The organism is Herbaspirillum sp. SJZ106, from assembly GCF_006715495.1.
Lineage (GTDB): Bacteria > Pseudomonadota > Gammaproteobacteria > Burkholderiales > Burkholderiaceae_D > Herbaspirillum.
Genome location: NZ_VFNI01000004.1, coordinates 223121 through 248712, shown reverse-complemented (window position 1 = coordinate 248712; position 25592 = coordinate 223121). Strand labels below are relative to the sequence as shown.

The following is a 25592-nucleotide window of genomic DNA, read 5'->3' as shown; positions in this document are numbered from 1 at the left end:
GGGCCTTTATGGCAATTCTGTCCGGCCTGAGCGCCGACCATTGTTACGACCTATGCATTGTCGGCACCGGCCCGGTCGGCCTGTCAATGGCGCTGGAAGCGCGGGCGCGCGGCGCGCGCGTACTGCTCCTGGAATCGGGAACGAGTGAGTGCGACGACACCGGACAAGAACATGTCAGGGCCCACATCGCCGATGCGCAACGCCATGCGCCGATGGAAATTGCCACACAGCGCGGCCTGGGTGGCGGCTCCTGGTTATGGGGTGGCCGTTGCGTGCCGTTCGAGCCGATCGATTTCGCCCCGCGCGATTTCGTGCCCGGCAGCGGGTGGCCGATTGGGCTCGACGAACTGCTGCCCTGGTATCCGGCGGCGGCGCAATTCCTCGATTGCAGCAAGGCGCTGTTCCGCTCTCCATCCGACTGGCCCGCAATGCCGGAAATCGAGCTCTCGCAGCTGGAGCGCTGGTCGCAGCAGCCCAAGCTGGCGCCCAAGCTTGGCGGCTGGGCACTGGCCACGCCGGGCATCGATATCCTGTGCGATGCGACGGTCACCGGCCTGGACCTGATACCGCAAGCCGACGGCGGCATCCACCTGCGCGGCCTGCAAGTGCGGCATGTCGACCAAGCCATCGAAGTCCATGCCGGCGATTACGTGCTGGCCTGCGGCGGGCTGGAGACGACCCGCCTGCTACTGGCCGAACAGGCGCGCCGGGCACAAGACATGCCCGGACTGTTCGGCGGCCAGGGCGGACCGCTCGGCGGCTATTACATGGGGCATATTTTCGGCAGCATCGGCAGCCTGGTGCTGACCAAGCCGAAATCCTTCACGGCGCTGGACTTCTCACTCGACCAGACCGGCACCTATGTGCGCCGCCGCTTCACGCTGACCGAACGCGTGCAGCGCGAACGGCAACTGCTCAATACCTCGTTCTTCGCCGACAACCCGCCGTTCTACGACGAGCGCCACCGCAACCCGACCTTGTCGCTGGTGTTCCTCGCGCTCTCCGTCCCGCTGCTCGGCCGCCGCCTGCTCAGCGAAGCGATCCGCCTGAAACACATCGGCCCTCCGCCATACCGCTATGGCGCGCATATGCTGAACGTGCTGCGACGGCCCTGGCGCGCCGTCGCCGACGTATTCGACATCCTGCACCTGCGCTACCTGTCGCCGACCCGCAAGCCGGGCTTCGTGCTGCGCAACGAGGGCGGCACCTATGCACTGAATTATCACGCCGAACAATTGCCCAATCCGGATAGCCGGGTTACCTTGGCCAAGCAACAGGATGCCTATGGCAGGCCGCGCCTGCACATCGACTTCCGCTACCTGCCGGCCGATGCCGAATCGGTGCTGCGGGCGCACGAAGTGCTGGACCAGAACCTGCGCGCGGCGGGCATGGGTCATGTCGCCTATCACCGGCCGCCCGAACAACGCCTCGACCATATCCTGGAACAGGCCTCCGATGGCTTCCACCAGACCGGCACCACGCGCATGAGCGCCGATCCCGGCGCCGGCGTGGTCGACCGCAATGGCGCGGTGCATGGCGTGGCGCATTTGCATGTGGCATCGAGCAGCAATTTCCCCACCACCGGCGAAGCCAACCCGACCTTCCTCGCGGTGGCGATGGGCGTGCGCCTGGCCGCGCGCCTGGCCGGCGGAGCGCAGGAGCGCAGCGCCATCCCTTCGTTTTATCCGTTCCCGCTACCGACATCGGGCCAGGACAATCCCCCCATTCCGCCCATGAAGAAAATCACCATCCCCGGCACCGTCCTGGCTGTCAGCCGCTTTTCCTTCGGCACCGCCAGCCTGCACCACCTGTTCAGGCAGGAACAGCGCCTGGCCTTGCTGCGCGCGGCGATCGACGCCGGCTTCACGCATTTCGATACCTCGCCTTACTACGGCTTCGGACTGGCCGAACAAAGCCTCGGCCAGCTTTCCGCCAGCGAGCTGCAAGGCATCACGATCGCCACCAAGGTCGGCCTCTACGGCCCATCCGGCTCCAGTCCCCAGGTGCCGGACATCCTGCTGCGCAAGGTCGCCGGCAAGTTCATCAAGAGCCTCAACCAGCCGGTCGTGGACTGGTCGCTGGCGCGCGCCCGGGCCAGCCTGGAGCAAAGCCTGCGCCGGCTGCGGCGCGGCCATGTCGATATCCTTTACCTGCATGAGCCGGTGGCTGAACTGATCGCCTCCGATGAATGGCAGCGCTGGCTGGAGAGCCTGGTGTTGGCCGGGAAAATCCGCTATTGGGGCATCGCGGGGGAAGCCGCGGCCATTGCCGCCATGCTGGAGCAAAGCCCGGGGCTGACGCAATTGGTGCAGGTACGCGACAGCCTGAGCCTGCATCAGGCCGACTTGCTCCAGGCGCACCAGCGCCCGTTGCAATTCACCTACGGCTATATGACCGATGCCGCCACGCGCGCGGTGCCGGCGCCGGTCAAGCTGACCCAGGCCCTGGCCCGCAACGCGAGCGGTTCGATCATCGTCTCCACACGCAAACTGGAACGGGTCGCCCAACTGGCCAGCCTGCCCGGCCTGGCGGGGGAATAAAGGCCAGGTTCAGGGCCGCCGCAGCGGCGTCAATGGCGGTCCAGCCCCCGGTGCATGCGGCGCAATCCCAGCCACACGCAAGCCGCCACCAGCGGCACCGCAAGGCCCGTGGCAAGGTCGGGATTGACCGCCAGGCCGGCCGCCTTGGCGGCCTTGCCGGCGTAGCCGATCAGGCCGATCACGTAATACGAGATCGCCGCCACCGACAAGCCTTCGACCGCCTGCTGCAGCTTCAACTGCTGCGCGGCGCGCGCATTCATCGATTGCAGGATCTGGCGGTTTTGCTGCTCCTGGACGATGCCGATACGGGTGCGCAGCAAGTCGTTGGTGTGGGCGATGCGCTCGGCCAGCGCTTCCTGCCGGCGCGCAACGGCCTGGCAGGTATTCATGGCCGGCGCCAGCCGGCGTTCCATGAACTCGCCGATGGTCGGCACGCCTTCGATGCGCTGCTCGCGCAACTCCTCGATACGCGCCTGCACCAGCTGGAAGTAGGCTTGCGAGGCCGAGAAACGGTAGCTGTTTTCCAGCGACAGCTTTTCGATGCGCGCGGCCAGCCCGGTGATCTTGCGCAGCATCCGTTCATCCTCGGCATGCTCCTCGGGGGTGCCGCCCATGGATTGCTCGGACTGCACCATGGTCGCGGTCAAGGCCGCCAGGTCACCTTCGACCTGGTTCAGCAGCGGCCCGGATTGCTGGGCGTGCGGCAGGCCCAGCAAGGCCATCATGCGATAGGTCTCGATCTCCAGGATGCGCTGCGCGAGGCGGCCGCCCTGCAGTTCGCGCAAGCCGATGTCGCGCACCACGAAACGCGAAAAGCCGTCGGACTGGATCTGGAAATCGGTCCAGATCTCGCCGCCCTGCAAGACCTTGCTGGAACTCATCAACTTGCCTTCGAAGATGCGCTGCATGCTGCGCGCGGTATCGGCAAGGTCGTCGGCGCCGGGTTCGACCACCACATGCGCAGCCACCATCAGCTTGCCCTGCAACGACAGCAGCCATTGCTGGGGAATGTGCGACAGCGGCGCGCGGGCGAACGCTTCGGCAGTCGACAACGGCTCCTCATGGGCTTGCGCGAAAGTGTAAGTGGCGAATTCGGTATGGCACTCCCACTTCAGGCGGAAGCGCCCGAAGTCATGATAAAAATGCTTGGCTTCGGCGCCGGGCGCCACCACCCCGAAATGGGCGCACAGCGCTTCGAGCAGCGCGTGCTGGGTCTTGGCGTGCCGGTTGCCGTTGCCCTCCTCGCGCACGTAGACGGCCAGATGCGTGAGCGTCTCGGACAGGGTCAGTTGCAGGAACGGGCGCGAATGCACCTCGGCCGCCAGGACGACGCGCTGGGAATGGTTCAGGCTGGCATAGACGATAGACATGGGTTTTCCGCAGATGATGTTGAACTGGCTTGGCGCCGTTGCACGCATGCGAAAAGCATGCCGGGAACGGCGCGCATTATTTCTTTCCGGTGATGGGTACCTGTCCGAGCGTAATCGCCGCGCTTATTGCGGCGCCGGATAACTCACTTCCAGGATAACCAGCTGTTCGATGCCCGACGGCGTCTGCAACACGATCTCGTCGCCTTCGCGCGCCTTGGTCAGCGCGCGCGCCACCGGCGAAACCCAGCTGATCTTGCCGTTGAGCGGATCGAGCTCGTCGATGCCGACGATGGTCACCGTATGGGATTCCCCCCGCTGGTTTTCATACGTGACGGTGGCGCCGAAGAAAACCTGGTCGCTGCCATGGTGCACCGTGGGGTCGACCACCTCGGCCAGGTCCAGGCGCTTGGTCAGGAAGCGGATGCGGCGGTCGATCTCGCGCAGGCGCTTCTTGCCGTACAGGTAATCGCCATTCTCGGAACGGTCGCCGTTGGACGCGGCCCAGGAGACGATGCGCACCACCTCCGGGCGCTCGACGTCGATCAGTTGCAGCAGCTCGTCCTTGATGCGCCGATGCCCCTGGGGCGTCATGTAATTCTTGGACCCTGCGGGAATGGCGGGCAAGGCGATTTCATCATCGTCATCGCCGTCGGATTCTTTTACAAAGGCCTTGTTCATCTGCAATATTCGGTTCAATTGGGCTGCAGCCGCGCAGCGCATGGCTTACATGCCATTGTAGCCGGATGCGGGAAGCAGCGAGGGTACAGTTGCGGGGGCAAACGCCCCCTTTGCTGTACTGTGCTACCGTGCCGCATGGCCTTTGCCGGCTTTTCTTGCCTGGCCCCTCGCCCTTTGCCGCGCCCTCGGCGATAATTCCGGGTAACGCCATTCCTCTTGTCCGTTTCCATCAAGCGACCATCCATGTCCTCCATTGCTCCCCGTTACCGCATCGGCCTGATTGCCAACCGCGCCCACCAGGACGCCCCCGACTCCGCGCTGGTCCGGCTGCTGGCCGGCTCGCGCCATCGCATCGAAGCGCTGCAGCCGGAACTGATCGTGGTCGGCCGCACCCTCGACGCCATCGGCCAGATGGATCTGCTGCCCGGCTACCCGCATCTGGTGCGCTTTCCCTACGGGCGCAACGGCGGCCTGATGAAGCTGGTCTCGCGCACGGTGGATGCCGATCCCGAACGCACGCTGGATGCGGTGATCTATCTGATCGACCCGGTCGATCCCTCCTCCACCTTCCCCGAGGCGGTGGCGCTCAAGCGCCAGTGCGTGATCCACGGCAAGCCTTTCCTGTCGACGCTGGCCGGCGCCCAGGAATGGCTGGAGCTGGAGTCCATCGCCAACGGCGGCATCGCCGACCCGGCGCTGGACAGCCGATTCAAACTGGAGCAGGAAGGCATCGCGCTGATCGCCCACGATGCGATGAAGCCGCGCATGCTGGAATTGGCCGAAAAGCATTTCGACGTGCTCGACAAGTTCGCCTTCCGCTGCGCCACCGGCACCACCGGCGGCCAGCTCAACCAGTTGGCCATGAAGATCAAGGGCGAAGCCGGCCGCCATTGGGTCAAGCCCTTCCTCTCCGGCCCGCTGGGAGGCGATGCGCAGATCGCCGAGCTGATCCTGGAACACCAGTGCCGGCGCGTGCTGTTCCTGGAAGACCCGCATGTGGCGCGCCAGCACGAGGCCGACATCCAGTTGCTGGAACGCGCCGCGCGCACCGTGACCGACTACGCCTCCTGCATGAGCGACGTCAAATGGGGCGACCGCTGGCTGTCGCTGATCGGAGCGCGCCAGGTCTGAGCCCCGGCCTGCGCCGACGCTGCCATGTCGACTCCCCCACCTCTTCCTCCCCGCCGTCCGTCAAGATGGCGGCGGCGCTTGCTGGCGCCGCTGATCTACCTGGCGGCCTTGCTGCTGATATTGGAAGAATGGCTGTGGGAAGTCACCCAGGCGCTGTTGGCGCGCATTCCCGCCTGGCCTTTCCTGGTGAAATTGCAGCACTGGGTGCAACGGCTCTCGCCCTATGCGGCGTTGCTGGTGTTCCTGGCGCCGACCCTGCTGCTGTTGCCGGTCAAGATCCTCGCCCTGCTCTCCATCACCCACGGCCACCCGACGCTGGGCGTTGGCATCATCCTCGCCGCCAAGGTGCTGGGCACGGCGCTGGTGGCCCGCATCTACGCGCTCACGCGCCGCAGCATGCTGTCGCTGGCATGGTTTCAACGCGCCCATGACAATATCCTCGCGTTCAAGGACAGGATGATTGCCCACCTGTACGCCAGCCCCGGTTGGCAGCAGATACAGAAATCGATCGCAAGCCTGCAGCGCACGGTGCGCGGCGCCATCGAAACCGCCAAATCGCGCTTGAGCGGTTCGCCGCGCTCCGGGGGCGCACGTTTGCTGCGCCTGTTCCGGCGCCTGGCCGCACGCATGAGGAAATGGCGTAAATTCCGCTCCAACTGAAACCGCCATTGGCATGGCGCGTCATCGGATCCGGAATGCCGGGTGCCGGCCCCCCGCCAGCGGCCGGCCATAAAGACAAGGCCGCCAATGCATCTGCACGGCGGCCTTGTCTTTGCTCCGGGTGCGGCCCGGCGCCTAATCCTCAATCGTCGTCATCGTCGTCGACATAGCCGTCCGGCGGCGGCGCCATCGAGCCGCCGGGCGCCTGGCCGATGTTATTGGTCGAGATGCTGTTGCCCCACTCGAAGGCGTATTTTTCGGCCTCGAAAAAGTCGTCGGCGGACAGGCCCAGTTCATCGAGCAGTTGCTGCATTTCTTCCTGGTTCTGCTCGCGCTGTTCGGTGCACTCGACCAGCTTCAAGGCGGTTCCGTAAAAGCCGGTGCGGCGCAGCAGCGCCTCTCGGATCTCGGTGCTGACCGTGATCTGGCGCAACACGCTTTCCATGCTCATGCCAAACAGCGCATCCACCAGCGACATGATGCCGACCGTGAACGCCATTTCCGACATCTTGCGGCGTCCCGGACGGATCTTCGCGGTGACCAGTTCGAGCATCTTGCCGCGGGTGGCCGCCAGGATCATCAGGGGCGACAGGGTATGCGCCTTGTTCTTGTCGGTATTGGCGAACAACAGGATCTGCAGCCAGCGCTTGAGCTGGCGACGGCCAAGCACGATCAGCGCCTGCCCCAGCGAATCGATGAACTTCTGGAAACCGTAGACGGGGGTGTTGACCAGGCGCAGCAGCGTCAGGCTCAAGGCGACGTCGCGCTTGATGTAGCGCACGATCTCGCCATTGTCGACATTGCGCACCAGAAGCGTCAGGAGGTGCATGATCACCACCTTCGAGGCTTCCAGCTTCTTGCCCTGGAGGATCATGGGCTTGGCGAAGTAATAGCCCTGGAAGTAATCGAAACCGAACGTGACGCAATCGTTGAACTGCTGCAGGGTCTCGACCTTCTCCGCCAGCAGTTCCTTGCCGGCGCGCTTGAAGTGTACGGAAAGCTTGAGCAGCTTGCTGGGATCGACCTCCATGACGTCGATCTTGATGATCTTGACCAAGGGCAGCAGCTCTTCGATTTCTTCCGATTCGGCCACCACGTCATCCAGCGCAAACACGTAACCGGCCTTGACCAGCTCCCGCACGCGCTCCACCAGCTGCGGCGTGACCTTGACGGTTTCGAGGATCTCCAGCACCACCTTGTCGGTCGGCAGGAAATAGATGAAGTCGCTCATCAGCACCGCTGCATCGACGTTGATGAAGCCTTGCAGGTTGCCGATGACGTTGGACAGGCCCAGCTCCGAGGCATGCGCGATCACCGCGGCTGTTGCGGTGACGTCGTCCTTCACGTTGGCGGGGCCGAAAGCGGCGCTGCGAAACAGCAGTTCGTAGCCGATCAGGTCCTGCTCACGGTTCAGGATAGGCTGGCGGGCCAGGAAGAAATCCAGAGCGTGGTGCGCAGGGCTGGACTGGTCGGATGGCTGGTCTGACATGGTTCTTATTTTAGGAGCCCCAAGCTTGGTAACGATTCTTCATTTTCGGCAATGCCGCACATTGTATGCCGATTCGGCATCGCTTCGGCCACCTGAAATAATGTCACCGGAAGAAAATCACAAAAAATCACAAAACAGGCAGCGTTCCAGCATATCACGCCTCCCCCGCTTCCAAGACAAAGCCGGCGCTGTCGTCGGTGCCCAGCACATCGGCCAGGTAAGGCATGACCTCCCTGAGCATCGGCTCGAGCGTCCATGGCGGATTGAGGATGAACATCCCGCTGTTGTGCAGGCCGAAGCCGTCGGGCGCCGGGCCATGGATGGCCAGCGTCACATTCAGCCAGCTCTTGGCGCCCAGGCGCTTGAGCCGCTCCGGCAACTGGCGCGACTCATTACGCTGCAAGACCGGATACCAGACGGCATACATCCCCGTCGGGAAACGCGTCAGCGCATCGGCCAGCACCTGCGCCACGTGCGTGTAGTCGCGCTTGTCTTCATAAGGGGGATCGATCAGCACCAGGCCGCGGCGCGAAGGTGGCGGCAGCAGCGCCTTGAGTCCGGCGAAACCGTCGGCGCGATACACCATCACGCGCTTGCCGCGCGCGGAGGGACGCTGGCCTTGCGCCAGCGCGTGGGCTTCCAGCTTGCGGAAATTATCTTCGAGCACCTTGCCTTCGGACGGATGCAATTCGAACAGGCGCAACCGATCCTGTTCGCGCATGACCTTCTCGGCGCAATAAGGCGAACCGGGGTAGTAGCGCATCTTGCCGCTGGGATTGAGCGAGCGCACCAGATCGACATATTCCTGGACCGCCGGCGGCAGATCCTTGCGGCCCCACAATTGGGCGATACCGGTCTCGTATTCGGCATTCTTGCTGGCATAGTCGCTGTCGAGAGCGTATACGCCGGCGCCGGCATGCGTGTCGATGACCATGTAGGCAGCATCTTTCTGCCCGAGGTAGCGCATCAGCTGAATCGCCACCATGTGCTTCAAGACGTCGGCGTGGTTGCCGGCATGAAAAGCGTGGCGATAACTCAGCATGGGAAATTGTGCTCTTTATAAAAAGGTGGAAGTCGTACGAGTTGGCAAATGACTATCGTACGACAGAAGAAACGTTTGGCATTCTAGCAAGGATACGATGCCAGTAAACCGCACAGGCTGCAATTGTTACAAAGAAACAGCGCATCAGGATAACACCCCGCCGCCTTGGCATCCATGCCGGTATCTCGCCCGGACAGGCGGCGCACAAGGTATTCGCGGCTGGCATGGCCATGTTAATGCTTAACAAAAATTTACGCGGCTCAATTACCCGCGCGGTCGAGCCGGAAATAGGCGTCAAGCAAGGATGTCTTGTAGACAACCCCCAATAACCTGGGATCGTCGGCATTGGCGATGACCGGCAAACGCTCCCCCTGATGATCCAGGAACAGCTGCAACGCCTCGCCCAGCGACATGTCCGGCGTCACCTCATGCAGGAAATGGCGGCGCAGGAAATCCCTGGCCTTGCGGCCGGTGTCGTCTTTCTTGTCCAGCAGCCAGGAAGTCAGATCCTGCAGCGCCACCACGCCCTGGTAACGCCCGTCGTCATCGACGATGTAGATATATTTGACCGGGTATTTGAGGAACATCGCGCTCATGTCTTTCATGCTGGCGTCTTCCTTGAGCACCGTTTCGGCGGGACGGATCAGTTCGCTCATGTGGGTGCCGCGCAGCCGCAGGCGCTCTTCGGCATCGCGATGGCGCTTGAGCGTGATGTCATACATCGAGCGACCATCCAGGCCGCGGGCGACGACATAGGCCACCACGCAAGACAGCATCAGCGGCAGAACCACCTGGTAGCTCAGGGTCATCTCGAAAATCATCAGGATCGCCATCAACGGCGCATTCGACGCCGCCGCCAGGAAAGCCCCCATCCCCACCATCGCATAGGCGAAAGGCTGCGACATATGAAACGGCATCAGCGCCTGCGCCGCACCGCCGAACAGGAAACCGACCGCCGCCCCGACGAACAGCACCGGCGTGAAGATGCCGCCCACCGCCCCCGATCCGACCGTGATCGTGGTCGCCAGTATCTTCATCAGCAAGACCATCAGCACCGCCTGCCACATCCAGTCGGTATGCAGCAGCGAATTGACCAGGCTATAGCCGTTGCCCCAGACTTCCGGCACCTGTACCGAAATCAGGCCCACCAGCAAACCGCCCACGCCCAGGCGCGCCGGCAACGGCAGGCGCAACTTGCCGAAGGCCGCACGCCCCAACTCCAATGTGCGCAGGAATTGCGGGGCCAGCAAGCCCGCCAGCACACCCAGCATCACGAACAACAGGATTTCCCAACCCGCCACATCCGGGAAGAAGGGCATTTCATAGGCCGGCTTGTAGCCCGGCAGCTCGCGCATGGTGATGTTGGCCACCACCGAAGCCACCACCACCGGGCCGAAACTCTCCATCACCAGCGAGCCGAGCACGATCTCGGTAATGAAGAATGCGCCGGCAATCGGCGCGTTATAGGCCGAGGTAATGCCGGCGGCGGCGCCGCAGGCCACCAGCAGGCGCAGCCGCGATGCGGGGAAATGCGAAAACTTGCCCACCAGCGAAGCGCACAGCGCCGCCATTTGCACCATCGGACCTTCGCGGCCGATGGAGCCGCCTGATGCGATGGTCGCCAGCGACGACATGCTGCGCAACAGGGTGTGCCGCACGGGAATGGCGCCATCGCCGATGGCCACCGCCTCCATGTAGTCGCCGCCGCCACCGGCCGGCACGCGCCGGGCCCACACCAGGAACAAGCCGGCCACGATGCCGCCGGCGGCCGGCAGCAGCATGCGCATATACCAGGGCAGCCCCTTGGCGATTTCGACGAAACTGCCGCTATGGCCGGTCAGCAGCAATTGCAGCAGCGCGATGCTCTCGCGAAAGGCGACAGTTGCCAGCGCGCCGACGAAACCAGCCAGGGCGCCCCACAGCAACATCGAATGGTTTTCCGAAACGCGGCAGGCATTGAGCACCCGCAGACGATATTTGAGCCAGATTTCCCGCATCGTCCGCGCCTATCGGTGATCGTTCATCAGCGAATGCAGGTAACCGAGGTCGGCGGCGATGCTGGCCTCGGCCTTCTTCTGCATGCGCTGGTAACGCGCCAGCACTTCGCGACCCAGCCCGGTCACCGCCGCCCCGCCTCCGCGGGCGCCGCCGGTGGCGGTCGTCACCAGCGTGCTGGAGAAGCAGCGGTTCATTTCCTCGACCAGCAACCAGGCGCGCCGGTACGACATGTCCATCTCGCGCGCGGCGCCGGAGATCGACCCGGTACGCTCGATGGCTTGCAAGAGATCGGCCTTCCCCGGGCCGAAGGCGATGGTGTCGCCCTGCATCACGCGCAATCTGATGGTCTTGGAATAAGTCATGCGCGTGATTGTACAAGGGCCTCCCGGCACATCCAACATCGCCGTGCTGCGACAGCAACGATGCGGCGACAAGCGCCGGTTGGACAGCCGCGCTCCCGGGACGCCGCCGCGCTGCCCGCAGTTGACGAGCGCTATATCCTTGCGTATATTTCGAGGCATCCAACAAGCGCGCGTCGGCCATCGGCCCGCGCGCTTTTACTTGCCTGCGGCACGGCCGGATGCCGATGGCAGGCCATCTCATACCGGAACCGAGAGGATTACCGATGTTCAAGCGCCCCCGCCTGAAACTCGCCTTTGCCGCCGCCCTGATGTTTGCCGCCAGCGTCGCCCATGCCACCGACCTGGTGGTATCGGCCGCGGCCAGCCTGACCAATGCCTTCAAGGAGCTGGCGCAGTCGTTCGAGCAACAGAACCCCGGCGTGAAGGTGATCACCAACTTCGGCGCTTCCGACATCCTGATGCGACAGATCGTGCGCGGCGCCCCGGCCGACGTGTTCGCCTCGGCCGACCAGGCGGCGATGGACAAGGCGGTTGCCGAAAAAGCCGTCAATCCGGCGACCCGCAAGAACTTCGCCGCCAACCAGATCGTGCTGATCGTGCCGCATGACAGCAAATTGCAGCCGGCTGCGCTGGCCGACCTGAGCCAGCCCGGCTACCAGCGCATCGCCCTGGGCAATCCGGCTTCCGTGCCGTTCGGCCGCTACACCAAGACCGCCCTGGAAAGCGCCGGCCTGTGGCAGCAGCTCCAGGCCAAAGCCGTGATGGCCGAGAATGTGCGCACCAGCCTGGACTATGTGGCGCGCGGCGAAGTCGATGCCGGCTTCGTGTTCGCCACCGATGCCGCCGTGATGCCGGACAAGGTCAGGGTCGCCATCCGCATCCCGTCGGATTCGCCGGCCACCTATCCGATCGCCGCCACCGCCGGCAGCCGGCACCAGGAACTGGCCGACAAGTTCATCGCTCATGTGCTCTCGCCCGCCGGCCAGGCCGTGCTGGCGCGCTACGGCTTCCTGCAACCTTAACGACCGGCGCTCGCTGACCCAAGGCCATGCATCCCGTCTGGACGCCGCTGCTGCTCTCGCTCAAGGTCGCCGGGCTGGCGAGCCTGCTCAACATGGTGCTGGGCGTGGCCGCGGCTTACGGCTTGTCGCGCTGGCGCTCGCCGCTGCGCGACTTGGTCGATTCCATCCTGACCTTGCCGCTGGTGCTGCCGCCCACCGTGCTGGGCTATTACCTGCTGGTGCTGTTCGGCCGCCGCGGCACATTCGGCGCCTGGCTTGAAAGCCTCGGCATCCAGTTGGTGTTCACCTGGCAAGGCGCGGTGCTCGCCTCCACCATCGTCGCCTTCCCGCTGGTGATGAAGGCCTCCCGCGCCGCGTTCGACAACGTCGACCACCAGCTCGAAAACGCCGCCCGCGTACTGGGCGTGTCGGAAGCCGGCGTGTTCTTCCGCGTCAGCCTGCCGCTGGCGACCAAGGGCATCGCCGCCGGCGTGCTGCTGGCCTTCGCCCGCGCATTGGGCGAATTCGGCGCCACGCTGATGGTCGCCGGCAACCTGCCCGGCCGCACCCAGACCTTGTCGGTGGCCATCTATGAAGCGGTACAGGCGGGCGACGACGGCGCCGCCACCATGCTGGTGGTGATCACCTCCATCACTTGCGTGGTCATCCTCATGCTGGCCGGCCGGCTGGTGCCGGACCGCGCCCGGTTTACGTTGCGCTGATTTCCGCCTATCCCGCCATGCGCCCCACTTTCCAACCCCATCCCGAGCTGCCGTGAGCGTCGAACTCCAGATCCAGAAGACACTGCGCGCCGGCGACCGCGTGTTCGAACTCGACATCGCCTTCGCCTCCGACAGCGAGCGCATCGTGCTGTACGGCCCGTCCGGCTCCGGCAAGAGCCTGACCCTGAAGGCCATGGCCGGGCTCCTGACGCCCGACGCCGGCCACATCCGGCTGGACGGCCGCACGCTGTTCGATGCGCGGCAGCAAATCAACGTGCGCGCGCAGGAGCGCAACGTGGCTTACCTGTTCCAGGATTACGCGCTGTTTCCACACCTGACGGTGGCGCAGAACATCGCCTTCGGCCTGGCGCGCGGCTGCTTCAACCTGCGCCGGCCCGCTGCGCATCCCGCGGTACAACAATGGATTACGGCATTTGAGTTGCAGGCGATCGCCGGCAGCCGTCCGGCGCAGATTTCCGGCGGCCAGCGGCAGCGCGTGGCGCTGGCGCGCGCGCTGGCGTCGGAACCCGACATCCTGCTGCTGGATGAACCCTTCTCCGCGCTGGACCCGTCGTTGCGCGAGCGCATGCGGCGCGAACTGGCCGAACTGCAGCAGCGCCTAGGCGTGCACATGCTCCTGATCACGCATGATCCGGCCGATGTCGAGGCATTGGGCGACGAAGTGTTCGAAATACGCGACGGGCGCATCCAGGCACAGCGTTCACCCTGACTCCACCATGAAAAAAAACCGCACCCTTTTGAGGTGCGGTTCCAGGATGGGGGATACCCCGACCGGCTTGCGCTGGAGTCAAGCCGGTTTCACACAGCACAACATACAACCAACTCAAATCTGTTCAGGCGATCAGGCAACCTTCTTTTCGATCTGTTCTTCAAAGAACTGCTCATCCTCGGTCGAACCGTGCAGCGCAGTGGTCGACGACTGGCCCTGCTGGATCGCCTGGGTCACAGCATCGAAGTAGCCGGTGCCGACTTCGCGCTGGTGCTTGACCGCGGTAAAGCCCTTGGCGGCGGCGGCGAATTCGGCTTCCTGCAATTCCACGAAGGCCGACATCTGGTTGCGGGCATAACCATGCGCCAGGTTGAACATCGAGTAGTTCAGCGCATGGAAGCCGGCCAGCGTGATGAACTGGAACTTGTAGCCCATTGCGCCCAGCTCGCGCTGGAACCTGGCGATGGTGGCGTCGTCCAGGTTCTTCTTCCAGTTGAACGACGGCGAGCAGTTGTAGGCCAGCAGCTTGCCCGGGAACTTGGCGTGGATGGCTTCGGCGAAGGTCTTGGCGAACGCCAGGTCGGGCTTGCCGGTTTCACACCAGACCATGTCGGCGTACTCCGCATAGGCCAGGCCGCGCGAGATGGCCTGGTCGATGCCGGGATGGGTCTTGAAGAAACCTTCGACGGTACGCTCGCCCGACAGGAAGGCCTTGTCGTTGGCATCCACGTCGGAGGTCAGCAGGTCGGCCGCTTCGGCATCGGTACGGGCGATCACCAGGGTCCTGGTGCCCATGACGTCGGCCGCCAGGCGTGCGGCGTTGAGCTTCTCGACCGCTTCGCGAGTCGGCACCAGCACCTTGCCGCCCATGTGGCCGCACTTCTTCACGGAAGCCAGCTGGTCTTCGAAGTGCACGCCGGCGGCGCCCGCTTCGATCATCGACTTCATCAGTTCGAAGGCATTGAGCACGCCGCCGAAACCGGCCTCGGCATCAGCCACGATGGGCGCGAAGAAATCGATGTCGTTCTTGCCTTCGGACCACTGGATCTGGTCGGCGCGGGCAAAGGTATTGTTGATGCGCTTGACCACCATCGGCACCGAGTTGGCCGGATACAGCGACTGGTCGGGATACATTTCGCCGGCCAGGTTGGCATCGCCCGCCACTTGCCAGCCGGACAGGTAGATCGCCTTCAGGCCGGCCTTGACCTGCTGCATGGCCTGGTTGCCGGTCAGGGCGCCCAGCGCGTTGACGAAGGGTTCGTTGTTGACCAGGTGCCACAGCTTGTCGGCGCCGCGCTTGGCCAGCGAATGCTCGATCTGCACCGAGCCGCGCAGGCGGACCACGTCCTCGGCCGTATAGTTGCGCTTGATGCCCTTCCAGCGGGGATTTTCTGCCCAATCCTTTTCCAGTGCCTGGATTTGCTGTTCACGTGTGCTCATGGTGATCTCCTTTTTCGTCAATGTTGAAGTGTTTAAAAATCGGATGAAATCGCGAATTCCATGACTTCATAGTAGTCCCGCCATGTGCAGAGCAACAATGTCTTGTATAAGACATAGGTAATTTTTTTATACCAATAAAATCAAATACTTATTTTTTGTTTTTTGCGATACGGAACGAAATTTCTGGAAATGAAAAATCATTTTGATGCTTCGCACCCGCACTTTTCACAATACGAAATGAAAAATTCTCATCGTGAAATATGGCCGCCTTGCACAGGTTTTGCCGTTGCGGCACAGGCGATCCATTGAGGATTAAGACGATCGTTCGAAAATTTTTGACGTTCACATCCACCTCTTGCATAATAAAAGTCACCTACCCAGACAAGGCATTCCATTCACATCGAGGGCGCCAGCCCGGAGGAAACATGACGACCAAAGAAGAGACGCTTGCGCTGTGGCGCAAACAGGAAGAGGCAGTGCGCGCCAAGCTGGCGCCGCCCGGCGTAGCCACCATGGCCGACCTCAAGGCCGGCAGCGGCATGGATTTCCTGCAGAAGATCTGGGACGGCTTGCTGCCCTCGGTGCCCATCGGCCAGACCATGGACTTCATCCCGGTGGAAGGCGAACCGGGCCGCATCGTATTCCAGGGCACGCCCGACAAGCGCCACTACAACCCGCTGGGCAGCGTGCATGGCGGCTATTTCTGCACCCTGCTGGATTCGGCCGTCGGCTGCGCGGTGCATTCGGTGCTGCCGCAAGGCATGGGCTACACCACGCTCGAACTGAAAGTGAACCTGGTGCGGGCGCTGACCGAGAAGACCGGCCCGGTGCGCGCCGAAGGCCGCGTGGTGCAAGTCGGCAAGCAGGTCGGCATCGCCGAGGGGCGCATCATCGATGCCGAAGGCCGCCTGTATGCCCACGCGACCACGACCTGCCTGGTCTTTCCCCTGCCCTGAAGCGCCGGAAGTGAAAAAACTTCACGCAGTATTCCCCCTCCCGATCTTCCGCGTACCGAAAGCGCCGGGGTAATAGCCGCGCGCCTGCGCTCCGGAGCGCGCCGACCGGGCCGGCCGTCTTTCGTTCCACCAATTTCTTTTTGCGGCAACGCCACCGCTCGGTTGTTTAATCGACGAAGAAGGCACAAAATGAACGCCTACTAAAATTGAACGGCGATCCAACGTCGATAGTCTTCATGCATTACGCCCTGGACATCCGCACATTTCTATTCAGTCATTATTTCTATACTGGGGTGCGAATCGCGATCGGGGTGGTCGGCCTCACCATGCTGGTGTACAACGTGGCCGACATGCCGACCACCATGACGGTCTTCCTCGGCGCCCTGTGCACCAGCCTGATGGACCTGCCCAGCCCCTTGCGGCACAAGTTCAACGAGATGCTGGCCGGCGTGCTGCTGTGTACGCTGGTGATGCTGCTCATCAGCCTGTGCGCGCCGGTGCCCTGGCTGGTCGGCGCAATGATGGTGGTGGTCAGCTTCTTCGCCAGCATGATGGTGGTCTATGGCAAGAAGACCATGCCGCTGCAGTTCGCCGCGCTGATGGTGATGACGCTGTCGATGGAAAACCAGGTGCCGATCTCGGCCGCGCTGGCGAACTGCGTGCTGTTTCTGGGCGGCGGCCTCGGCTACCTGGCCTATTCGATGGTGGTGTCATGGTTCCTGCGCCGCCGCATCAAGCAGCAGGTGCTGGCCGAAGCCCTGTTCGAACTGGCGCGCTACCTGCGCATCAAGGCCGATTTCTACGATGTGCGGCACGACCTCGCCGCCCAGTTCAACCAGCTGGTGCGCCAGCAGATCGTGGTGGCCGACAAGCAGCAAGCCTCGCGCGACCTGATCCTGCGCGACCTCTATACCAAGCAGGACGGCCTGCTGGTGCAAGTGCACCTGTCGATGCTGGAGCTCTATGAGCAGGTATTGTCCACCCACGCCGACTACGCCTTCCTGCGCGACCACTTCGGCGACAAGGATGTGATGATCTTCCTGCGCGACCTGGCCAACAAGACCGCCGAAGACATCGAATCGATCGCCTACGCCATCACCCGCAAGAAAGCCTCCTCCCCCACCGTCAACTACAAGGCCGAGCTGCGCGCCATCCAGTACGAGATGCAGCAGATGGCCCAGCCGGGGCCGAACCGGGCCTCCGAAGAAGCCCTGACCATCCTCCGCGTGACCTACAACAAGATCCGCGACATCATCGAACTGATCGGCCAGCTGCACCAGGCCACGCAGAACCCGGTCGACCCCATCCCGATCCTGCCCGGTTCGGACATGACGCCGTTCCTGACCCAGCAGAAGTTCAAGTTCAACATGCTGCTGGTCAACCTGCGCTGGCAGTCGCCGATCTTCCGCTTCGCCATCCGCGTCGCGCTGGCGGTGACCACAGGCCTGTGGATCTCCAGCCACCTGCCCTACATGGCGCACGGCTACTGGATCGTGCTGACCATCGTCATCATCCTCAAACCCAATTTCAGCGCCACCAAGCAACGCATGGCCGACCGCCTGATCGGCACCATCATCGGCTGCCTGATCACGGCGCTGATCCTGCGCTTCGTCCATAACCCGATGGGCCTGATGGCGGTGCTGTTCGCCGCCAGCGTCGCCGCGCCCGCGTTCACCTACGTGAAATACCGCTACACCGCCATCGCCGCCTCGGTGCAGATCCTGATGCTGCTCAACCTGCTGCTGCCGGCCGGCCACCAGGGCGTGGTCAGCGAGCGCCTGATCGACACCGTGATCGGGGTGGTGATCGCCACTATCTTCAGCTACGTGCTGCCGGCCTGGGAATACCGCGACCTGCCCAAGCTGCTGCGCAACGTATTGAAGGCCAGCCAGCGTTATCTGACCGCCAGCCGCGACATGCTGGAAGGCAAGGTCAAGGACGATTTTTTCTATCGGGTATGCCGCAAGGGCTTCATGGATAGCCTGGCGGCGCTGATCTCGGCGCTGGTGCGCATGATGGATGAGCCGGTGACCAAGCACCGCGCAGTCAAGGAGCTCAACCGCTTCATCGTGCAAAACTACCTGGTGGCGGCGCACATTGCCGCCCTGCGCCTGATGTTGCGGCGCCATCAGGAAAATACCCCGCAAGGCGCGGTCAACCAGTTGATCGAAAGCACTTACCTGGAAGCCAGCCAGCAATTGGCGGAGGCTCAGCGCATCCTGGCGCCGAAGTCGAAGAAACGCAGCGGCGCGGTGACCGTCTCGCCGCAAGCGCCGCAAGACAAGGCGCTATCGGCCAAGATCGAACTGATCGGGCCTGTCACCCCGGAACCGGTGCCGGCCGACGCCAGCGCGTGGTCTGGCTGGAATACCTTGCAGCGCCGCACCAGCCTGCTCAATCAGGATTTGCGCGAAATCGTCGTCCAGACCGCCGCCATCGACCATATCCTGCGCCAGCAGAACTGAACCCTTGCGCCGCATCCGGCAGGCCGCTGCCGCCGGCCGCCGATGCCATGCCCGCGTCACAGTTGGGTGCGCGACACCAGTACGCCATCCACGTCCGCATAAATCCAGTCGCCCGGATACACCGCCACGCCGGCGATGCTGACCTTGAGGCCGGCGTCGCCTGCCCCTTTGCGGAAGCTGCGTTGCGGATGCGTGGCCAGCGCCCGGATGCCGATATCGCAGGCGTTGAGCTCGGCGGCGTCGCGCACGCAACCATTGACCAGGATGCCGGCCCAGCCGTTCTTCTGCGCCAGCATGCCGAGGTTGCCGCCCACCAGCGCGCAGCGCAAGCTGCCGCCGCCATCCACCACCAGGACATGGCCATCCCCCGGCGTTTCCAGCGCGGCGCGCACCAGCACGTTGTCTTCGAACACCTTGAGCGTCCTGGCCGGGCCGGCAAAGGCATGTTGCTTGCCGAACGAAGCGAAGATGGGCGGCAGCACATGCAAGGCGCCAGCCGCCAGCTTGTCTTCATTGTTATCGCACAGGTCGCAGGTGGCAAAGCTCATGGTGGTCTCCGTGATGGTGTGTGTTACGGGCAATACGGCATCATACCGACAGCATGCGATGCAGGCGCTTCTGGTCGAACATGCGCGAGTCGGCCATGCGCAGCAGAGTTTCCACATCCAGGCCGTCTTCGGGATACAACGACACGCCCACCGATGCGTCCACCGTGTACTGGTTGCCGTCCCGCCCTTCGATGGGGCGGTTGACGGCATGGCGGATCTTGTCGGCAATCGTGCGCGCCACCTCGATCTCGCTGACGCCGTGCAAATACACCACGAACTCGTCGCCGCCAAAACGGGCCACCGAGTCGTCATGGCGCAAGGCATGCTGCAGGCGCTCGGCGATCACGACCAGCACCTTGTCGCCCTCGTCGTGGCCATATTCGTCATTGACCGCCTTGAAGCGGTCGAGGTCGATGAACAGCATCGCAAAATGCAGCGGATTGGCCTCCGACGAATTACGGCGGCGGAACTCGATCTGCGCGATCAGCGAGTCGCGGTTGAGCACGTTGGTGAGGCGGTCGGTGCGCAGGTTGCGCTCCATTTCCTGGAAACTGAGCGCCAGTTGCCCGATCTCGTCGTCGCGATTGATGTTAAGAGGGGGGAACGGGCTGCCGTTGCCGATGCTCTTGGCCGCCAGCGTCAGTTTGCGGATGTCGCGCAACACCCAGCGCAACAACGCGAAGCCGATCACGAAAGTCAGGCACACCGCCACCAGTCCCAACAGCAGGGTCTGATAGACGCCGCCGGTCACCGAACCGAGGAAATCCGAACGCGGCGCAGCGCTGATGGCCAACCAGTCCAGGCCGGCATCGTCGTGATGCAAGCGGACGGCTACCTCGATCTTGCTGCCCTGGCTGTGCGCGCCCAGAAACACCAGTTGACCCGGCACGAGGCGATGCACCTCCATGTACTTCCGTACCTCATCGAAAGCCTGCTGCACCAGCGGCGACTGGCTTTGCCGGGCGTTCAGGCGCACCATCTCGCCGGCGTTGCCCTTGATCTCGTGCAGCGTTTCGTTGAGGGAAGTGGCGACCATGTCGCCTTTAAGCTCGGCGACGAAAGCCACGCCATTGGCGCTCAAGGGCAACTGCTGCAAAAAGGTGGTGAGCTGGCTCAAGCCGATGCTGCTGTTGGCCACGCCCAGGAAAGTGCCGTCGGTATCGAAAACCGGCTTGGAGAGATTGATGCCCAAAAACTTCTCGCGGAAATCGGCATACACCGAAGACCAGGTCTCGCGTCCGCGCGCCACCGTCTGGATGTACCAGGGCCGCTTGCGCGGCTCGTAATCCTGCACCGCGGCCAGCTTCATCTCGGTGCCGGGACCGCGCAGGTAATAGACGTAATCCTTCCCTTCCGGCTCGCGGATGCTGTACCTGAACACGCTGGCGCTTTCCTGCTTGATGCCGAGGAAGCTGCCGTCGACGCCGCCGAAATAAACGTAGCTGGGATCGCTGAACAGGAAATTGGCCAGCCACAGCCGTTCTTCCAGCTGCTTGCGGTCTTTCGGAAATGGCAATACGGCCGGCTGGTCGCCGGGGTTGACGGGCGGCACCGGCGGCGGCGCCACCATATTGAGGCTCTCGCGCGCGCTCAGGGTCTGGCGGTCGATGGCCTGGCCGACGCGTCCCATCACCTCCATCAGCGCATTGCGCGCGAGGACTTCGGTGGCATCGTTCCCGGCGCGATACAGGAACCAGCCTATCGTCAGCGCCAGGCAAACCATCAGGAAGATGAACGGCAAGATGAAAAGCCGCTGCAAAGACGATTGCCTCAGGATCGATCCCTTCGCGGACTCTGGCCGCCAATTATCTTTCGCATAATTCCCCCGCTGGTACGCATTGCCAACTGCTGTGGCCGGCATTGCGGCGCACTGCACCAGTTCTTTCGATTGAGCAACCATTGTATGCCAAAAGCCCGGCAACAGGCATTGCCGAATGGATGCATTGCGTATCCGGCCGGGGTTTCCCCGGAAACAACAGCAAGAATGGCGGCGGCGCCCCTCCAAAAAACCACGAAAAAAGCCGATTGCGCCCCAAAGCGCAATCGGCTTCCAACCGGACCGGCACGGCGGCGCAAAACGCTGCCGCCGCGCCTCGCCCCGCTTGCGGAATTACTTGGCGAACACCAGTTGGCCGTTGCGCGCGTCCACGTGCACCACGTCCTTCGGGCCGAACTTGCCGGCCAGGATTTCCCTGGACAGCGGGTTTTCGATCTCCTGCTGGATCGCCCGCTTCAGCGGCCGCGCGCCATACACCGGATCGAACCCGGCCTCGGCGATCTTCTGCAGGCCGGCATCGCTGATCTGCAAGCCGATCTCCAGCTTGGCCAGGCGCTCTTCCAGGATGCGCAACTGGATCTTGGCGATGGCGCCGATGTTCTTCTCGTCGAGCGCATGGAACACCACGATCTCGTCCACCCGGTTGATGAACTCCGGACGGAAGTGCGTGCGCACCTCGGCCATCACCGCCAGCTTCACCAGCGCCGGGTCGCTCTCTTCCATCGATTGGATCCGGTGCGAACCCAGGTTCGAGGTCATCACGATCACCGTGTTCTTGAAGTCCACGGTACGGCCCTGGCCATCGGTCATGCGGCCGTCGTCCAGCACCTGCAGCAGCACGTTGAAGACGTCCGGATGGGCCTTCTCGATCTCGTCGAGCAAGATCACGCTGTACGGTTTGCGGCGCACGGCCTCGGTCAGGTAGCCGCCTTCCTCGTAACCCACGTAGCCCGGCGGCGCGCCGATCAGGCGGGCCACCGAATGCTTCTCCATGAACTCGCTCATGTCGATGCGGATCATCGCCTCTTCGGTGTCGAACAGGTAAGACGCCAGCGCCTTGCACAGCTCGGTCTTGCCCACGCCGGTGGGGCCCAGGAACATGAACGAACCATACGGCTTGCCGGGGTCGCCCAGGCCGGCGCGCGAACGGCGGATGGCATCGGACACGGCCACGATCGCCTCGTCCTGGCCCACCACGCGCTCATGCAGCACGTCTTCCATGTGCAGCAGTTTCTCGCGCTCGCCTTGCATCATGCGCGACACCGGGATGCCGGTGGCGCGCGCCACGATCTCGGCGATTTCCTCGGCGCCCACTTGCGTACGCACCAGCTTCGGCTTTTCGGCCGCGACGCCCGCGGCATCCTTCTTGTTCTGCACTTCCAGCGCCGCTTCCAGTTCGGCCAGCTTGCCGTACTTCAGCTCGGACACCCGCTGCCAGTCGCTCTTGCGGGTGGCCTCTTCCATCTGCAGGCGAACCTTCTCGATCTCTTCCTTGAGTTGCTGGCCGCCCTGGGCGGTCGACTTCTCGGCCTTCCAGGTCTCTTCCAGGTCGGCGTACTCGCGCTCCAGCTTTTCGATCTCTTCCTCGATCAGTTGCAGGCGCTTCTGCGAAGCCTCGTCCTTCTCGCGCTTGACCGCTTCGCGCTCGATCTTCAACTGGATCAGGCGGCGGTCGAGCTTGTCCATGACTTCCGGCTTGGAGTCGATCTCGATCTTGATCTTGGCGGCGGCTTCGTCGATCAGGTCGATCGCCTTGTCCGGCAGGAAACGGTCGGTGATGTAGCGGTGCGACAATTCGGCCGCGGCCACGATAGCCGGGTCGGTGATGTCCACGCCGTGGTGCACCTCGTACTTTTCCTGCAGGCCGCGCAGGATGGCGATGGTCGCCTCCACGCTCGGCTCGTCGACCAGTATCTTCTGGAAGCGGCGCTCCAGCGCGGCATCCTTCTCGATGTACTGGCGGTATTCGTCCAGCGTGGTGGCGCCCACGCAATGCAGCTCGCCGCGCGCCAATGCCGGCTTCAACATGTTGCCGGCATCCATCGCGCCTTCGGCCTTGCCGGCGCCGACCATGGTGTGCAGCTCGTCGATGAAGACGATGGTCTGGCCTTCGTCCTGGGCGATCTCTTTCAGGACCGCTTTCAAGCGTTCCTCGAATTCGCCGCGGTACTTGGCGCCGGCCAGCAGCGCCGCCATGTCCAGCGACAGCACGCGCTTGGACTTCAGGCTGTCCGGCACTTCGCCGTTGACGATACGTTGCGCCAGGCCTTCGACGATGGCGGTCTTGCCCACGCCCGGCTCGCCGATCAGCACCGGGTTGTTCTTGCTGCGCCGCTGCAGCACCTGGATGGCGCGGCGGATCTCGTCGTCGCGGCCGATCACCGGGTCGAGCTTGCCGGCGCGGGCGCGCTCGGTCAGGTCCAGCGTGTATTTCTTCAACGCTTCGCGCTGGCCCTCGTCCTGCTGCGACGACACCGAAGCGCCGCCGCGCACGGCCTTGATGGCGGCTTCCAGCGACTTGCGGGTGAGGCCGTTCTCGCGCGCGGCGCGGCCGGCATCGGACTTGTCGTCCACCAGGCCGAGCAGCACCATTTCGCTGGCGACGAACTGGTCGCCATGCTTTTGCGCTTCCTTGTCGGCCAGGTTCAGCAAGGCCACCAGTTCGCGGCCGATCTGCACTTCGCCGCCGTTGCCCGAGACTTGCGGCAGGCGCTGCAAGGCGCCCTGCAAGGCGGCGGACAGGCCGTTCACGTTCACGCCCGCGCGCTGCAACAGCGAGCGCGCGCCGCCGTCGTCCTGGCTCAGCAGGGCGATGACGAGGTGCACCGGTTCAATGTATTGGTTATCGTGGCCGACCGCCTGGGATTGCGCGTCGGCCAGCGCTTCCTGCAATTTTGTGGTGAGTTTGTCGAGACGCATGGTTCGCTCCAATTTTTCAATGTAATGAAAATTGGGCCGGACATTTGATTTTCAAGCAAAGTGCCCGGCACGGAAATTTGATTTGCATCATGCCCGCCACACCCGATGCCCTCCCGTCGCGCGTTATCCGGCCAACGCGCGATAAGTTGCAAAGCCGGCAACGCACAACGCGATGGAGCCGAGCAAGTGCAGCGCCGAATGGCCGATGGCCCAGAGATAGTCGCCCCGCTGCAGCAGGATCATGGCCTCTGCCGAGAACGTCGAAAAGGTGGTCAGGCCGCCGAGGAAGCCCGTAATGGCGAACAGGCGCCATTCCGGCGACAGGCCGGGATGCTGCTCGAAACAGGCGACCAAAAAGCCGATCGCATAACCGCCGATCCAGTTGACCGCCAGCGTGCCGATCGGCACCAGATGGCCGCCCACGTTATACACCGCCGAGAGCCGCCAGCGCAGCCATGCCCCCAATGTCGCTCCCGCGCCTACCGCCAACCATCCCATGCTGCCTCCTTGTCTTGTCCGTCGCTGCGATGATGCCAGAAACTGCAATCGTCCCGGCCATTCCATCCCTGTCCTCCGCCCCTCTCAGGGGGTATGTTCCCGGGCGGTAGCGATCCCCTGCATTTCTTCACGCAGCGAACCGATGCGCTCGAGCGCCTGATGGTCTTCCTGCAAGGCCTTGTCCACGCTCTCGTGCATCCAGTCGACCCAGGTACTGATCTTGGCATCGAGGTACTGGCGCGACGGGTACAACGCATAGACGCCCATGTGCTGCATGCGATGCTGCGGCAGCACGCGCACGATGGTGCCGGCGCGCAGCGGATCCACCGCCGAATAGATCGGCAGCACGCCGATGCCCATGCCTTCGCGGACGCTTGCCAGCATGGCCTCGGCCACGTTGACCTGGAACTTGCTCTTGACGGCGATCATGTCCTGGCCTTCCGGCCCTTCGATGATCCACTCATCCAGCGGCGAGACCGGGCTGACCAGTTGCAGGCAGGTGTAATTCAGCAGATCGGCCGGCTTTTGCGGCATGCCATGCTTGTCGATATAGGCAGGCGAGGCGCACAACATGCTGAAGGTGCTGCCCAACTGGCGGAAAATCAGGCCCGAATCCGGCAACTCGCGCGCCAGCACCAGCGAGACGTCATAGCCCTCTTCCAGCATGTCGGGAATGCGCTGGGCCAGGGTCAGCTCCACCGCCACGTCGGGATAGCGCTTCTGGTAGCCGGAAATGGCCGGGATCACATAACGCTGGCCGAAACTGGTCATCGCATGGATGCGCAAACGCCCGGACGGCTTCACATAGGCGGCGCCGGCCTCGGCTTCGGCTTCCTCGACATAGGAGATGATCTGCTGGCAACGCAGCAGATAGCGCTCCCCGGCCTCGGTCAAGGCAATGCGGCGGGTAGTGCGGTTCAGCAGGCGGGTGCGCAGGTGCCGCTCCAGGTCTGCCACGGCGCGCGACACATGGGCAGTGGTCAACTCCATCTGCTGGGCCGCAGCGGTAAAACTGCCGGCATCGACCACGCGCACGAACACGCGCATGTTTTGCAGGGTATCCATACTCTTTCTCTATGCTGTGGCCAGTTCTCGGATAAGCTCATCGGAGTCGTCCACTCAGCAAACTCGCTTTTCCGGACTGGCGGATGACAGCATTGTTACCTAAAACAGTTAGTCAATTATTTCAATTTATAAGACAAATAATTGCGAATTGTCGAATTTTTCCCAAGATAATTACAAAATATAATACATATCATCTGATAT

General features: G+C 63.3%; 20 protein-coding genes. 8 read left to right on the top strand and 12 right to left on the bottom strand.

Translation table 11 applies throughout. The annotated features are described in order from the left end of the window. The first annotated feature begins 8 nt into the window (after positions 1-8). Positions 9-2540, top strand: a complete 2532-nt coding sequence (locus FB598_RS14280) for an aldo/keto reductase (protein WP_141920753.1) — start codon at positions 9-11, stop codon at positions 2538-2540. A gap of 29 nt (positions 2541-2569) precedes the next feature. On the opposite strand, the gene FB598_RS14275 is transcribed toward FB598_RS14280, so the two are convergent. Together FB598_RS14275 and greB are read right to left on the bottom strand one after the other, a co-directional pair. Beyond that, a complete protein-coding gene (locus FB598_RS14275) occupies positions 2570-3910 on the bottom strand; it encodes a DUF3422 family protein (protein ID WP_141915550.1) in 1341 nt (446 codons plus the stop codon). 123 nt (positions 3911-4033) lie between these two features. After that, positions 4034-4588: a transcription elongation factor GreB gene (gene greB / locus FB598_RS14270; RefSeq protein WP_141915552.1), complete on the bottom strand. Its 555-nt coding sequence runs from the start codon at positions 4586-4588 to the stop codon at positions 4034-4036. Positions 4589-4831: 243 nt separating this feature from the next. Between greB and FB598_RS14265 the strand changes: the two genes are divergently transcribed. Both FB598_RS14265 and FB598_RS14260 read left to right on the top strand, forming a co-directional pair. After that, a complete protein-coding gene (locus FB598_RS14265) occupies positions 4832-5719 on the top strand; it encodes a methylglyoxal synthase (protein ID WP_141915554.1) in 888 nt (295 codons plus the stop codon). A 24-nt stretch (positions 5720-5743) separates the two neighbouring features. Then, positions 5744-6379 carry a hypothetical protein gene (locus FB598_RS14260; protein WP_141915558.1) on the top strand — a complete coding sequence of 212 codons (636 nt, stop codon included), beginning with the start codon at positions 5744-5746 and terminating at the stop codon, positions 6377-6379. Between the two features lie 142 nt (positions 6380-6521). Here the strand turns inward: FB598_RS14260 and FB598_RS14255 are convergent, their stop codons facing one another. The 4 genes from FB598_RS14255 to FB598_RS14240 form a co-directional block, all read right to left on the bottom strand. Continuing rightward, positions 6522-7868, bottom strand: coding sequence for an EAL and HDOD domain-containing protein (locus tag FB598_RS14255; RefSeq protein ID WP_141915561.1), 1347 nt, complete (start codon positions 7866-7868; stop codon positions 6522-6524). 154 nt (positions 7869-8022) lie between these two features. Next, complete coding sequence (locus tag FB598_RS14250; protein WP_141915563.1) at positions 8023-8910, bottom strand: 23S rRNA (adenine(2030)-N(6))-methyltransferase RlmJ; 888 nt, start codon at positions 8908-8910, stop codon at positions 8023-8025. Between the two features lie 260 nt (positions 8911-9170). Continuing rightward, on the bottom strand, positions 9171-10907 hold the full coding sequence (locus FB598_RS14245) for a ClcB-like voltage-gated chloride channel protein (RefSeq protein WP_141915566.1): 1737 nt from the start codon (positions 10905-10907) through the stop codon (positions 9171-9173). Positions 10908-10916: 9 nt separating this feature from the next. Continuing rightward, positions 10917-11270: a winged helix-turn-helix domain-containing protein gene (locus tag FB598_RS14240; RefSeq protein WP_141915569.1), complete on the bottom strand. Its 354-nt coding sequence runs from the start codon at positions 11268-11270 to the stop codon at positions 10917-10919. Positions 11271-11533: 263 nt separating this feature from the next. Between FB598_RS14240 and modA the strand changes: the two genes are divergently transcribed. Genes modA through FB598_RS14225 form a run of 3 tightly spaced genes read left to right on the top strand, consistent with a single transcriptional unit; the run spans position 11534 to position 13723 of the window. Beyond that, on the top strand, positions 11534-12292 hold the full coding sequence (modA, locus tag FB598_RS14235) for a molybdate ABC transporter substrate-binding protein (protein ID WP_141915571.1): 759 nt from the start codon (positions 11534-11536) through the stop codon (positions 12290-12292). A gap of 26 nt (positions 12293-12318) precedes the next feature. Further along, entirely contained in the window at positions 12319-12993 is a 675-nt protein-coding gene (gene modB, locus FB598_RS14230; RefSeq protein ID WP_141915574.1) for a molybdate ABC transporter permease subunit, read from the top strand. Positions 12994-13045: 52 nt separating this feature from the next. Then, entirely contained in the window at positions 13046-13723 is a 678-nt protein-coding gene (locus tag FB598_RS14225; RefSeq protein WP_141915577.1) for a sulfate/molybdate ABC transporter ATP-binding protein, read from the top strand. A gap of 132 nt (positions 13724-13855) precedes the next feature. On the opposite strand, the gene aceA is transcribed toward FB598_RS14225, so the two are convergent. Beyond that, the gene (gene aceA / locus FB598_RS14220) at positions 13856-15163 is read right to left on the bottom strand and encodes an isocitrate lyase (RefSeq protein WP_141915580.1); all 1308 of its coding nucleotides are present in this window, start codon (positions 15161-15163) and stop codon (positions 13856-13858) included. A gap of 425 nt (positions 15164-15588) precedes the next feature. Here aceA and FB598_RS14215 point away from each other — a divergent pair, with 425 nt between their 5' ends. Next, complete coding sequence (locus FB598_RS14215) at positions 15589-16119, top strand: PaaI family thioesterase (protein WP_141915583.1); 531 nt, start codon at positions 15589-15591, stop codon at positions 16117-16119. Between the two features lie 236 nt (positions 16120-16355). Continuing rightward, entirely contained in the window at positions 16356-18584 is a 2229-nt protein-coding gene (locus tag FB598_RS14210; protein WP_141915585.1) for an FUSC family membrane protein, read from the top strand. Positions 18585-18640: 56 nt separating this feature from the next. Here the strand turns inward: FB598_RS14210 and rraA are convergent, their stop codons facing one another. The 5 genes from rraA to FB598_RS14185 form a co-directional block, all read right to left on the bottom strand. Further along, positions 18641-19132, bottom strand: coding sequence for a ribonuclease E activity regulator RraA (gene rraA, locus FB598_RS14205; protein WP_141915588.1), 492 nt, complete (start codon positions 19130-19132; stop codon positions 18641-18643). A 40-nt stretch (positions 19133-19172) separates the two neighbouring features. Next, positions 19173-20855 (bottom strand): sensor domain-containing diguanylate cyclase, encoded by a 1683-nt coding sequence (locus FB598_RS14200; RefSeq protein ID WP_141916054.1) that lies wholly within the window; start codon positions 20853-20855, stop codon positions 19173-19175. A gap of 387 nt (positions 20856-21242) precedes the next feature. Continuing rightward, the gene (clpB, locus tag FB598_RS14195; protein ID WP_141915590.1) at positions 21243-23828 is read right to left on the bottom strand and encodes an ATP-dependent chaperone ClpB; all 2586 of its coding nucleotides are present in this window, start codon (positions 23826-23828) and stop codon (positions 21243-21245) included. Positions 23829-23951: 123 nt separating this feature from the next. Beyond that, complete coding sequence (gene crcB, locus FB598_RS14190) at positions 23952-24326, bottom strand: fluoride efflux transporter CrcB (protein WP_141915592.1); 375 nt, start codon at positions 24324-24326, stop codon at positions 23952-23954. An 84-nt stretch (positions 24327-24410) separates the two neighbouring features. Then, complete coding sequence (locus FB598_RS14185; RefSeq protein ID WP_141915595.1) at positions 24411-25391, bottom strand: LysR family transcriptional regulator; 981 nt, start codon at positions 25389-25391, stop codon at positions 24411-24413. Positions 25392-25592: the final 201 nt, after the last annotated feature.